Below are 11,626 nucleotides of genomic sequence, written 5' to 3' on the forward strand. Positions count from 1 at the left end.
GCCGGTCACCTTTCGCGGGAATGGTGACCGGCCGTCGTCGTACTTTTTTCTAGATGTTGAAGCCGAGGGCCCTCATCTGGTCCTTGCCGTCATCGGTGATCCGCTCGGGACCCCAAGGCGGCATCCAGACCCAGTTGAGGCGCCAGTCGTCAACGACGCCGTCCAGGGCCTGGCCCACCTGCTCCTCGAGCACGTCGGTGAGCGGGCAGGCTGCGGTGGTGAGCGTCATGTCGATCAGGAGCGCACCGTCGTCATCGGAGTACTTCAGGCCGTACAGGAGGCCCAGGTCCACCACGTTGACGCCAAGCTCAGGGTCGATGACGTCCTTGAGCGCCTCTTCGACGTCCTCCAGGGCCGTGCGGCCCGGCTTGATTTCGGTCATGACAAGTCCTTACTAGGCCTGTGCTGCGGCGGCAGCCGCGATGGTGGCTGCGCCGGCGCCCTTGGCGTAACGGTCGTAGCCTTCTTCCTCGAGGCGGTCGGCCAGCTCGGGGCCGCCCTCCTCGACAACCTGTCCGTCCACGAACACGTGCACGAAGTCAGGCTTGATGTAGCGCAGGATGCGGGTGTAGTGCGTGATGAGCAGCGTGCCCATGTTTCCCTCGGAGTGCGCACGGTTGACGCCCTCGGACACAATCTTGAGCGCGTCCACGTCCAGGCCGGAGTCGGTCTCGTCCAGGACGGCGAACTTGGGCTTGAAGAGCTCCAGCTGCAGGATCTCCACGCGCTTCTTTTCGCCGCCGGAGAAGCCTTCGTTGACGTTGCGCTGGGCGAAGTCGGCGTCGATGCGCAGCTTCTCCATGGCGGCCTTGACGTCCTTGGTCCAGGTGCGCAGGGCAGGCGCCTGGCCGTCGATGGCGGTCTTGGCCGTGCGCAGGAAGTTGGTCATGGTGACGCCCGGAACCTCCACCGGGTACTGCATGGCCAGGAAGACGCCGGCGCGGGCGCGCTCGTCAACACTCATGGCCAGCACGTCTTCGCCGTCCAGCGTGATGGTGCCACGGGTGACGGTGTAGCGGGGGTGCCCTGCAATGGTGGACGCGAGGGTGGACTTGCCCGAGCCGTTGGGGCCCATGATGGCGTGCGTCTCGCCGGTCCTGATGGTCAGGCTGACGCCCTTCAGGATCTCCTTGGTGCCCTGTTCCGTCTCAATGCTGACGTGCAGGTCCTTGATCTCAAGAGTTGACATGCTCTTCTTTCTTTTCGCTCGTAAGTCTGGTGCTGCGGGCGCTCAGTAGTTGTCTACTGCTGCGCCGTTCAAAACGTTGGTGACGTCCACGTAGACGTCGTCCCCGTCGAGTTCGACGGCGAAGACCGGCACGGGATCGTAGGCGGGGAGCTGGAGCGGCTGGCCGCTGCGCAGGTCGAACTGGGAACCATGCCCCCAGCACTCGATGGCGCAACCTTCCACGTCGCCTTCGGACAGGGAAATGTCCGCGTGCGAGCAGGTGTCACCGATGGCGTGGATGTCCCCCATCGAGTCCCGGACCACGGCTACGGGGTAGCCGTCCACCAGGATGCGCAGCGCCTGCTTGACCTGGATGTCATTGGCGCTGCACACCAGCTCACCCTTGGGTTTGCCGCTCATACGTTCCTGCCTGCCTGTCTCTAGTAGTCGATTGCCGCGAGTTCGCGTTCCACGGCATCGGTCAGGCGCTCTTCGAGGGCCGGGACCTTGATCTGCTGGATGATCTCGTTCAGGAAGCCGCGGACCACCAGGCGGCGGGCAACATCCTCGGGGATGCCGCGGGCCATCAGGTAGAACAGGTGCTCGTCGTCGAACCGGCCGGTGGCGCTGGCGTGGCCGGCACCCTCGATCAGGCCGGTCTCGATCTCGAGGTTGGGCACGGAGTCCGCGCGGCAGCCGTCAGTCAGGACCAGGTTCTGGTTCTTCTCGTAGGAGTCGGTGCCCTCGGCCTGCTTCTGGATCAGCACGTCGCCAACCCAGACCGTGTGCGCACCCTTGCCCTGCAGCGCGCCCTTGTAGAGGACGTTGGACTTGCAGTTGGCCACGTTGTGGTCCACGAAGGAACGGTGCTCCAGGTGCTGGCCTGCATCGGCGTAGTAAAGGCCCAGGAGCTGTGTCTCGGCGCCTTCCCCGGCGAAGCGGACGTTGGAGTTCAGGCGCACGATCTTGCCGCCAAGAGTTACGGCAATGTGCTTGTACACGGCGTCCTTGGCAACCTCGGCGTCATGCTGTGCCAGGTGCTTGGCGTCGTCCCCCCAGAGCTGCAGGGAAACCACCGTGAGGTGGGCGCCTTCGCGAACCAGGACCTCAACGTTGCCGTTGTGGTCTGAGGTGCCGTCGTGCTCGATGATCACGACGGAGCGGCTGTTGACTCCGGCTTCGATCACCACGTGGGAGTTGGTCCGGCGGCCTGCGCCGTTGCCGGTCAGGACCAGGCGCACCGGCTCGTCCAACTCGGCGTTCGCCGGGATGGAGATGAGCTGGGCGTCGCCGGCGTTCGCGGAAGCCACGACGGCGGCACGGTCGGCGGGGACGAGGGTGGCGCCACGGGGGGCCTCACCTGCGCGGAGGGTCCGCTGGACCACGGCTGCAGGTGCCTCGACCGTAACGCCAAGGGCGCCGGCCTCCGACGGGGTATCGGACAGCAGGTTGGCCAGTTCACGCACCGGGGTGAAGCGCCATTCCTCTTCCCGGCCGTTGGGCAGGGCGAAATCGGCCACGTCATGGCTGGTGAGCCGCTCGGCGCGGGAGGCCATGACCTGTGTGCCGTGGCTGTGGTGGCGGTCCACCTTGGAGGCGACGAGGTGCTCGCCCTCCTCGGTGAAACCGGCGATCGACGGTGCGCCGACGCGCGCCTTTTCGGTAGTTGCTTCGGCAGTCATTAACCGACGGATCCTTCCATCTGGAGTTCGATGAGGCGGTTCAGCTCGAGGGCGTATTCCATGGGCAGTTCGCGGGCGATCGGCTCAATGAAGCCGCGCACGATCATGGCCATGGCCTCGTCCTCGGGCATGCCGCGGGACATGAGGTAGAACAGCTGTTCCTCGCTGACGCGGGAAACGGTGGCCTCGTGTCCCAGCTGGACATCGTCCTCGCGGATGTCGATGTACGGGTAGGTGTCAGACCGGGAAATGGTGTCCACCAGGAGGGCGTCGCAGCGCACGGTGTTGGCCGAATGCTTGGCTCCTTCCCGGATCTGGACCAGGCCGCGGTAGGCGGCGCGGCCGCCACCACGGGCAACGGACTTGGAGATGATCGAGCTCTTGGTGTTCGGCGCGATGTGCACCATCTTGGAGCCGGTGTCCTGGTGCTGGCCCTCGCCGGCGAAGGCGATGGACAGGGTCTCGCCCTTGGCCCCTTCGCCTACGAGGTACACGGCCGGGTACTTCATGGTGACCTTGGAGCCGATGTTTCCATCGATCCATTCCATGGTGGCGCCTGCTTCGCAGATGGCACGTTTGGTCACCAGGTTGTAGACGTTGTTCGACCAGTTCTGGATGGTGGTGTACCGGACGCGGGCGCCCTTCTTGACGATGATCTCCACGACGGCGGAGTGCAGCGAGTCCGAGGTGTAGATCGGCGCTGTGCAGCCTTCGATGTAGTGGACGTAGGAGTCCTCGTCGGCGATGATCAGCGTGCGTTCGAACTGGCCCATGTTTTCCGTGTTGATGCGGAAGTAGGCCTGCAGGGGGATCTCCACGTGGACGCCCTTGGGGACGTACACGAACGAGCCGCCGGACCAGACGGAGGTGTTCAGCGAGGCGAACTTGTTGTCGCCTACCGGGATGACGGTGCCGAAGTACTCCTGGAAGATCTCCGGGTGTTCCTTCAGCGCGGTGTCGGTGTCCAGGAAGATGACACCCTGCCGCTCAAGGTCCTCCCGCAGCTGGTGGTAAACAACCTCAGACTCGTACTGGGCGGCAACACCCGAAACAAGGCGCTGCTTTTCGGCCTCGGGGATGCCCAGCTTGTCATACGTGTTCTTGATGTCCTCGGGCAGGTCTTCCCAGGTGGCAGCCTGCTTCTCGGTGGAGCGCACGAAGTACTTGATGTTGTCGAAGTCGATGCCGGAGAGGTCCGCGCCCCAGGTGGGCATGGGCTTGCGGTCGAAATACTTCAGGCCCTTCAGGCGCAGGTCGAGCATCCATTCCGGCTCGCTCTTCTTCGCCGAAATGTCCCGGACTACCTCTTCGTTGAGCCCACGGCGGGCGTTGGCGCCGACATCGTTCTTGTCAGCCCAGCCGTACTCGTAGTTGCCGATGCCGTGGAGCTCGGGATTCTTTTCCAGAATCTCCGAGATCACAGTGTTTTCGGCGACTGCTTTCTCTGATAGTTGGTCCGTCATCACGGCCTTTCTTGCTGATGGTTGATTACTTCGTCCAGGCTGGCGGGGGCTGCCGCCGGCACCGTGGCCGGTTTGGCAGGCAGCCTGCCTGTAGGAATATGTGTGGTGCAGACGTGGCCGCCGCGGGCCAGCGTGGAGAGGCGGCGGACGTCAACGCCCACCAGCCTTGAAAAGACTTCGGTCTCGACGTCGCAGAACACCGGGAAGCGGGCGGCGAGCTGCTGGATGGGGCAGTGGCCCTGGCAGAGCTGCACGCTGGAAAGCGCCGCGGGCAGCGGTGCCTTTGCCTCGATGGACGCAGCGGAGGCCACGAAGTTGTCGCGGGTCAGCGCCGCTGCGAGTGCGGTGGCGCGGTCCCGGATGTCCGGGCCGGCCTGCTCGATTTCGGGTGCGTAGCGCCGCTCCATGTCCGCAAAGCGCTCCTCGGCGAAGGCGCGCACCGCGTCCGGGCCTGCCATCTTTTGCAGCTGCTGGAGCGCAAGGGCGGCGATGTCCAGGTAGTCGTTGCCCAGGCTGGACTGGCCCTGTGAACTGAGGACGTAGCGGCGGGCCGGACGGCCGGCACCCGCGCCGGGCTTGGCCACCCGCTTGACCTCGATGACGCCCGCACGCGAGAGGTGGTCCAGGTGGCGCCGGACGGCGGCCGGGGTGAATCCCAGCATGTCGCCCAGTTCGGCCGCGCTGACGGGCCCGTGCTCCAGGACGGCAGCGAGGACCCGGTCCCGGGTGCGCTCGTCGGCATCAGCCACAGGCCCGGGCGCAGGCACGGCAGTAGCGTTGGTCATGGAATACACAACACAATCATGTCGTAATTTAGTCCCGCACTCCAGTAAGGGCAGGCTGACCTATGCCAGGCAGCTGCACAGGCCCGGGGGACGGTGCTAAATACTACATCCCGTAGAATACTGTGGTGCGATCCCCCCAGTCCCCCGTTCTGTCCATCCATGGGCTCATCAAGGACGTCGGCCCCCTTTCCAGCCTGGACGGAAAGATGCTCAGGGTTGTCAGCGGCGTTTCACTCGTTGCCGAGCGCGGACAGGTAACCGCCCTCCTCGGCGCCAACGGTGCCGGAAAAACCACCACCCTCGAATGCGCCCAGGGCCTGCAAAAGCGCAGTGGCGGCACCATCTCGCTGCTGGGCCAGGACCCGGCGGCGGCAGGCGCTGACCTCCGGTCCCGCGTCGGCGTGATGCTGCAAGACGGCGGCCTCCCGCCGTCGGCCCGGCCCCTGCCGCTGCTGCGGCACATCGCCGGGCTGTACGCCCGCCCGTGGCCGCTGGAAGACCTGGTGGGCAGGCTGGGCATCGACTCCTTCAGCCGGACCAGCGTGCGCAGGCTGTCCGGCGGCCAGAAACAGCGCCTGGCACTCGCCGCCGCCCTGGTGGGCAGGCCCGAAGTATTGTTCCTGGACGAGCCCAGTGCCGGACTGGACCCGCAGTCCCGGCAGCTGGTGTTCGACCTGATCGCCGAGTTGCGTGACAGTGGGATGGGGATCATCCTCACCACCCACCTGATGGACGACGCCCAGCGCCTGGCGGACTACGTGTACATCATCGACGGCGGCCGCAACGTTGCCGAAGGGACCGTGCAGGAACTGCTGCAGCGCAGCCCCGTTGCGGACCAGGACGGCGGGCACATCCGGACGCTGGTGTTCGAAGCCCCGCCCGGGCTGGACCTGGCAGCCGCTTTGCCGGATGACGTGGACGTTTCCGAACCCCGTGCCGGCAGCTACACCATCACCGGCGCCCTGACGCCCCGGCACCTCTCCGCCCTGGCCCGGTGGTGGGAGGCGAAGGGAATCATGCCCGCCTCGATGAGCCTTCAGGCGCGTAGCCTTGAAGACGTCTTTTTGGATATCTCGGGAAAGGACATCCGATGAGCACCGCAGCAATGCAGGAGGCCCAGCAGCCGGCGCCCCTGCTGCGCCGGGTCCTGCTGCAGGGCAAGTACGAGGCACTGACAATGCTGCGGAACGGCGAGCAGCTGATCCTGGCAGTGGTGCTGCCGCTGCTGGCACTTGTGGGCCTGACGGTCACCCCGTTCCTGGACGGAATGGGATCCAGCCGCATCAACGTGGCCGTTCCCGGAATCCTGGCCCTGTGTGCGATGTCCACGGCCTTCACCGGCCAGGGCATCGCCACCGGCTTCGACCGCCGCTACGGCGTACTCCGGTTCCTGTCCACCACCCCCTTGGGCCGCGGCGGCCTGATTGCCGGCAAAGTCCTGTCGGTCCTGGCCGTTCTGTGCCTCCAGGTGGTGGTGGTTGGCGTGGTTGCCCTGGCCCTGGGATGGCAGCCGACGGCGGCGGGCTGGCTCCCGGGGCTGGCGCTGCTCGCGCTGGGCGCGGCGGCTTTCACCGCGTTGGGGCTGCTGGTGGCCGGGACAGTCCGGCCGGAAGCCACGCTGGCCATCACCAACCTGCTGTGGATCCTCCTCGGCGCCATGGGCGGCATCGTCATCCCCGCGGGGCGACTGCCTGCCGCCGCGCAGGCAGTCGTGCATTTCCTGCCCTCCGGCGCCCTGGGCGAATCGATGCGGGCCGCCTTCCTGGACGGGGCCGTGAACGGCGGCGCCGCCCTCATCCTGCTGCTCTGGACGGTCATCGCCGGCGCCGCAGCCATCCGTTGGTTCAAGTGGAATTGAGATAACCGTGTCCACGGCTTCACGCCTCCCCCAGCTCGCCGGCCGCCTGGCCTCGCGGCTCCCACGCACCGTGGACGTCCGCATCCGCCGCCTCGCCGTCGCCTCCCTGATCGGCCAGACGCTTCTGGTGGTCACCGGCGGCGCCGTCCGCCTCACCGCATCGGGCCTTGGCTGCCCCACCTGGCCCCGCTGCACCTCCGACTCCCTGGTAAACACTCCGGAGATGGGCATCCATGGCTTCATCGAGTTCGGCAACCGGCTCCTGACGTTCGCGCTGGCCGCCGTCGCCGCCCTGATGCTGGTGTACCTGTGGAACCTCCGGAAGGAGCGCAAGGACCTCTTCCTCCTGGCACTGGGCCTGCTGGCCAGCATCCCCGCCCAGGCCGTGATCGGCGGTGTCACCGTGCTGACCAACCTCAACCCGTGGGTGGTGGGCCTGCACTTCCTGGTCTCCATGGCGCTGGTGGTCTTCGCCACCCTGCTGGTCAACCGTGCCTTCGGGCGGACCGGCCGCTTCCTTGCCACCCGGCCCGCCGCCCTGCCCGCACCCCTGCGCCCGGTGACGGCCGCCGTCGCGCTTTTCTCCGCCGTCGCCGTGATGCTCGGTGTGGTGGTCACGGGGGCCGGCCCGCATGCCGGTGACGCCGATGCTCCCCGCAACGACCTGGACTGGGATTTGTTCTCCCACATCCATGCCGTGCCCGCGTACCTGGTGACTGCCGGGACTGTAGTGGCCCTGGTCCTGGTCATCAGGCGCCGCATTACGGGCCCCTTCCGGACGGCCGTCCTGGCCCTCCTTGGCGTCACCGTGCTCCAGGCGGTGATCGGGTTTACGCAGTACTACAACGGTATTCCGGCGCTGCTGGTAGCGGCCCACATGCTCGGCGCGGCCCTGCTGATGGCGGCATCGACCAACGCCTGGGACATCGCCCGTTCCAGTGCCGTGGACTCATCCAGGGCAGCGAAGTAGGCGCCCGCCCACCCGTACAGCGCGCAGGCGCCCCGGCCCGGGATGGGGCCGGGGCGCCTGCGTTTTACCGCCTTTGTATGTTTCGCCGCCTTGCAGGCGTCCCGGGAAATTACCGTTCAGCGAAGGCGTTGATCCGAAGCCCGGACCCGCCGGCCGGGTCAAGGTTCCGGATCCCCGTGGCGGTGATCTGCAGGACCTGCGCGGTGGCAATGTCGTAGAAGAGGCCCGTTGCCTGCACCTTTCCCTCCACCAGCGCCGGGCCCGTCACCGGGTGGTCCTGCAGCTTGGCCAGTTGCACGGCCACGTTGACCATCGCCAGTTGGTCCACCCGGGCGTAACCCGCCGCCGCCGCCTGCCGGCCCACCGGATGCCCTGCCAGCAGCTCCGTGTAGCTGGGCCGGGCGTGATCCAGCCACTGTCCGAATGCCGGACCAAGCGAACTGTTGTCTTCGCCGCCGGCCTCTGCGAGCAGCGCCTTCATGGCGCCGCAGTTGGAGTGCCCGCAGATGGCGACCGACTGCACTCCCAGGCCGTTGACGGCAAAGGACAGGGCAGAATCCGTTGAGGCGTCCTGGCCATTGCCGCACACCACGTTGCCGATGTTCCGCAGCGTGAGCAGGTCCCCCGGGCCGCTGCTGGTGATCAGGTTCGGATTGACGCGCGAATCGATGCAGCCCACGAACAGGCTGTCCGGGTTCTGTCCTTCCGTCAGGTCATGCACCAGCGGACGGACCTGGTGCGCAAACCGGCGGTGGTATTTGTTGACGCCCTGCAACAACGGCTCCTTCCTTGGCGGAAGGGGCAACTCGGTGGCTTCCTCGCGCCGGGGAGCCTGGTGGGCGGCGTCCCGGAACACCGAGTTGCCGTGCTCCTCAAGGTTCACCGTGCCGCCGGCGGCCTGGTGCTGGAGCTGCCAGGCCAAGAGGGCTTCCCGGAAGGAATGGTCAACATAGTCGGCGTTGAGCTCCACCACCACGTCCGCGCCGGCGGGCACCGACTGCAGGACGCCGTTGAGCTTTGGCAGCGCGAAGAAGCTGCATGATCCCGCGATGGTCACCCGCCAGGGCGACGGCGGTGCGGCGGGACGGTGCGCCTGGATGGGGGCCCGCAGGACACGCCACAGCACACTGGCAGCGGCGAGGGCCAGGCCGATCATGACTCCTTCCAACAAGTTCAGGAACACCACGCAGATGAGGGTAACCGCGTAAATGGTGAGGTCTCCCGTGCGCAGGCTGGTCCGGATGTCCGCCACCTTGATCAGCCGCGCGCCGATAACCACCAGCAGGCCGGCCAGGACGGCCAGCGGGATCAGCTGGATCAACCCGGCAAAGAGGGCAGAGAAAGCCAGAACCCAGACACCGTGCAGCACTGCGGATGTCCGGGAAGCCGCTCCCGCTTCCACATTCGTGGCGCTGCGGACAATGACGCCCGTCACGGGCAGGCCGCCCAGGGACCCGGAAACGATGTTTGCGGTGCCCTGCCCGATGAGCTCCCTGTTCAGGTTGGTCCGCGGACCGGTCTGCATCTTGTCCACGGCCACGGCCGACAGGAGGGACTCGATGCTGGCGATGAGGGCCATGGTCAAGATGGCAAAAGCGAACGCGCGCCAGTTGCTGTCCGGAAGCTGCGGCAGGGCGATGGCATCGAAAATGGAGCCATCAAGGGAGATGCGCTCAACACCGGGGGCAAAGGCCACGGCCAGTGCGGTTCCTGCCGCGACGGCGGCCAGGGGGCCCGGAACACGCCGGACCGTGGCGGGCAGGAACTTCCAGCACAGCAGGATTGCCACGACGGCCAGTCCCAGCAGGGCCGCGTGCAGTTCCAGGTTGGTGATGGCTGCCGGCAGTGCCGCAAGGTTCTCGAGGGCCGAGCCTGCCGGCCGGGATCCGAGAAGCACGTGGACCTGCTGCAGGATGATGGTGACACCGATGCCGGCGAGCATGGCTTTGACCACCACCGGTGAGACGGCCAGGGCGGCCCGGCCCACGCGACTGATGCCCAGCAGGAGCTGCACGGCGCCCGCGGCCGCGGTGATGGCGCAGGTCACCTGCCATCCGAACTCCTGGACCAGCCCGGCCACGACGACGGTCAGCCCGGCCGCGGGTCCGCTCACCTGCAGCGGTGAGCCGCCCAGGCTTCCGGCCACGATCCCGCCCACGGCTGCAGCGATGAGGCCTGCCATGATGGGGGCTCCCGACGCGGCTGCGATGCCGAGCGAGAGCGGGAGGGCCACGAGGAACACCACCAGGGATGCGGGTACGTCGGCGCCCAAATGGGCAGCAAACGGCGGGCGGCGGAAGGTGAAGCGGCCACGGCTTCCCCTGCCTCCCGGCGGGCTGTGGCTGGGGGCGGGAATTGTGGAGGGACGGACTTCCATGGATTTTTTCCTTTGATCGAGGGAAGGGTCCACCCCACCGTAAGCAGCCGGTCATGATGGATGACACTTAAAGTGACCGATATGACAAAAATGTCATATCGGTTTCGATTCCGTGCACGCGCAACCTGCGCCGGTTAAGCAAACGGCGGCCCCCACCACTCAGGTGGGGGCCGCCGATGGGCTTGGGCCGGGGATGTGCGCCGGGGATCTGCGCCCCGGGGCCTAGCCGGCCATGATTGCATGCCCGACGAACGGGTCCACCGCCAGCGCGATGAACAACAGCGTCAGGTAGCTGATGGAGCCATGGAAGACCTTCATGGCGCGCTTGTCCGGGATGTCCTCGCTGTGGGCGCGCGAATACAGGGCATGGGATTCATAGAGGAACCACGCGCCGGCCAGGACTGCGGTTACGGTGTAGACCCAGCCGGCCCCACCCGCAGGAATCATCAGCAGGGAGCAGGCCACCATGGCCCAGGCGTACAGGACCACCTGGACGGACACCACCTTGGCGCCGGCGATGGCACCGAGCATGGGGACGTTGGCGTTCCGGTAGTCCTCGCCGTAACGCATGGACAGGGGCCAGTAGTGTGGCGGGGTCCACAGGAAGATCACCATGAACAGGACGACCGCCGGCCACTCAACAGAGTTGGTGACGGCAGCCCACGCGATCAGCACCGGGAAGCAGCCTGCTGCACCGCCCCAGACAATGTTCTGCGCCGTGCGCCGCTTGAGGATCATGGTGTAGATGACCACGTAGAAGAAGATGGCACCCAGCCCCAGCCAGGCGGAAAGCGGATTGGCTCCGAACCAGAGGATCACGATCGAGGCGGCACCCAGCAGCCAGGAAAAGACCAGCGCCTCGCGCGGGGTGACTTCACCGGTGACCAGAGGCCTGTTCTCCGTGCGGTGCATCAGCTTGTCGATGTCGCGGTCGATGTAACAGTTGAAGGCTCCGGCGCTGCCCGCAGCGAAGGCACCGCCCACCAGCGTGGCGAGGATCAGTCCGATGGATGGGAAGCCCCGCTGGGCGTAAATCATAGTGGGCAGGGTGCTGACCAGCAGCAGTTCGATCACGCGCGGCTTGGTGAGGGCGAGATACGCCTTGGCCTTACGGGCAAACCCGGCGCCGGAGGCCCGGGATGCGTTCAGCGGCGTATCTGTTGTGCTCACGGTGGCAGTCACCCGTTCTGTGTGGCAGTTGAGGCTGGCAGTGCAGCTCCGGTCGTGCGGCCCGGACCCGGGCACGGCAAGAAGGGAGGAAATGCTTCAGGTGCGTGCAACAGTCGGGAAACCCCGGACGGCGATAGGGATGCACGCCCGGCG

11 protein-coding genes are annotated in these 11,626 nt (G+C 66.6%); 3 read left to right on the forward strand and 8 right to left on the reverse strand.

Annotated features, from left to right (window positions below; genetic code table 11):
• Positions 1 to 49: 49 nt before the first annotated feature.
• Genes AC3ANU_RS12660 through AC3ANU_RS12685 form a run of 6 tightly spaced genes read right to left on the reverse strand, consistent with a single transcriptional unit; the run spans position 50 to position 5,098 of the window.
• On the reverse strand, positions 50 to 382 hold the full coding sequence (locus AC3ANU_RS12660; RefSeq protein WP_018761278.1) for a metal-sulfur cluster assembly factor: 333 nt from the start codon (positions 380 to 382) through the stop codon (positions 50 to 52).
• A 12-nt stretch (positions 383 to 394) separates the two neighbouring features.
• A complete protein-coding gene (sufC, locus tag AC3ANU_RS12665; protein ID WP_018772108.1) occupies positions 395 to 1,189 on the reverse strand; it encodes a Fe-S cluster assembly ATPase SufC in 795 nt (264 codons plus the stop codon).
• A gap of 42 nt (positions 1,190 to 1,231) precedes the next feature.
• Positions 1,232 to 1,588 carry a non-heme iron oxygenase ferredoxin subunit gene (locus AC3ANU_RS12670; RefSeq protein WP_018772109.1) on the reverse strand — a complete coding sequence of 119 codons (357 nt, stop codon included), beginning with the start codon at positions 1,586 to 1,588 and terminating at the stop codon, positions 1,232 to 1,234.
• Between the two features lie 20 nt (positions 1,589 to 1,608).
• Positions 1,609 to 2,850, reverse strand: a complete 1,242-nt coding sequence (gene sufD, locus AC3ANU_RS12675) for a Fe-S cluster assembly protein SufD (protein ID WP_018772110.1) — start codon at positions 2,848 to 2,850, stop codon at positions 1,609 to 1,611.
• Positions 2,850 to 4,313, reverse strand: coding sequence for a Fe-S cluster assembly protein SufB (sufB, locus tag AC3ANU_RS12680; protein WP_018772111.1), 1,464 nt, complete (start codon positions 4,311 to 4,313; stop codon positions 2,850 to 2,852). The genes sufD and sufB overlap by 1 nt, the downstream gene beginning before the upstream one ends.
• Positions 4,313 to 5,098: a helix-turn-helix transcriptional regulator gene (locus tag AC3ANU_RS12685; RefSeq protein ID WP_134165355.1), complete on the reverse strand. Its 786-nt coding sequence runs from the start codon at positions 5,096 to 5,098 to the stop codon at positions 4,313 to 4,315. The genes sufB and AC3ANU_RS12685 overlap by 1 nt, the downstream gene beginning before the upstream one ends.
• A 125-nt stretch (positions 5,099 to 5,223) precedes the next feature.
• On the opposite strand from AC3ANU_RS12685, the gene AC3ANU_RS12690 reads away from it, so the two are divergent.
• Genes AC3ANU_RS12690 through AC3ANU_RS12700 form a run of 3 tightly spaced genes read left to right on the forward strand, consistent with a single transcriptional unit; the run spans position 5,224 to position 7,926 of the window.
• A complete protein-coding gene (locus AC3ANU_RS12690) occupies positions 5,224 to 6,192 on the forward strand; it encodes an ABC transporter ATP-binding protein (protein WP_056390246.1) in 969 nt (322 codons plus the stop codon).
• Positions 6,189 to 6,956 (forward strand): ABC transporter permease, encoded by a 768-nt coding sequence (locus AC3ANU_RS12695; protein ID WP_018772114.1) that lies wholly within the window; start codon positions 6,189 to 6,191, stop codon positions 6,954 to 6,956. The genes AC3ANU_RS12690 and AC3ANU_RS12695 overlap by 4 nt, the downstream gene beginning before the upstream one ends.
• 7 nt (positions 6,957 to 6,963) lie before the next feature.
• Positions 6,964 to 7,926, forward strand: coding sequence for a COX15/CtaA family protein (locus AC3ANU_RS12700; protein WP_018772115.1), 963 nt, complete (start codon positions 6,964 to 6,966; stop codon positions 7,924 to 7,926).
• A gap of 109 nt (positions 7,927 to 8,035) precedes the next feature.
• On the opposite strand, the gene AC3ANU_RS12705 is transcribed toward AC3ANU_RS12700, so the two are convergent.
• Positions 8,036 to 10,303: a SulP family inorganic anion transporter gene (locus AC3ANU_RS12705; protein ID WP_488314629.1), complete on the reverse strand. Its 2,268-nt coding sequence runs from the start codon at positions 10,301 to 10,303 to the stop codon at positions 8,036 to 8,038.
• Positions 10,304 to 10,525: 222 nt separating this feature from the next.
• The gene (locus AC3ANU_RS12710; protein WP_018772117.1) at positions 10,526 to 11,485 is read right to left on the reverse strand and encodes a heme o synthase; all 960 of its coding nucleotides are present in this window, start codon (positions 11,483 to 11,485) and stop codon (positions 10,526 to 10,528) included.
• Positions 11,486 to 11,626 lie beyond the last annotated feature (141 nt).

The sequence above is a fragment of the Arthrobacter sp. SDR-2R genome, from assembly GCF_057747955.1.

Bases quoted from the DNA above. Each gene is read 5' to 3' on its own strand.
- sufC (WP_018772108.1), bottom strand. From the start codon at position 1,189: ATGTCAACTCTTGAGATCAAGGACCTGCACGTCAGCATTGAGACGGAA.
- AC3ANU_RS12695 (WP_018772114.1), top strand. From the start codon at position 6,189: ATGAGCACCGCAGCAATGCAGGAGGCCCAGCAGCCGGCGCCCCTGCTG.
- sufB (WP_018772111.1), bottom strand. From the start codon at position 4,313: ATGACGGACCAACTATCAGAGAAAGCAGTCGCCGAAAACACTGTGATC.
- sufD (WP_018772110.1), bottom strand. From the start codon at position 2,850: ATGACTGCCGAAGCAACTACCGAAAAGGCGCGCGTCGGCGCACCGTCG.
- AC3ANU_RS12705 (WP_488314629.1), bottom strand. From the start codon at position 10,303: ATGGAAGTCCGTCCCTCCACAATTCCCGCCCCCAGCCACAGCCCGCCG.
- AC3ANU_RS12685 (WP_134165355.1), bottom strand. From the start codon at position 5,098: ATGACCAACGCTACTGCCGTGCCTGCGCCCGGGCCTGTGGCTGATGCC.
- AC3ANU_RS12660 (WP_018761278.1), bottom strand. From the start codon at position 382: ATGACCGAAATCAAGCCGGGCCGCACGGCCCTGGAGGACGTCGAAGAG.
- AC3ANU_RS12670 (WP_018772109.1), bottom strand. From the start codon at position 1,588: ATGAGCGGCAAACCCAAGGGTGAGCTGGTGTGCAGCGCCAATGACATC.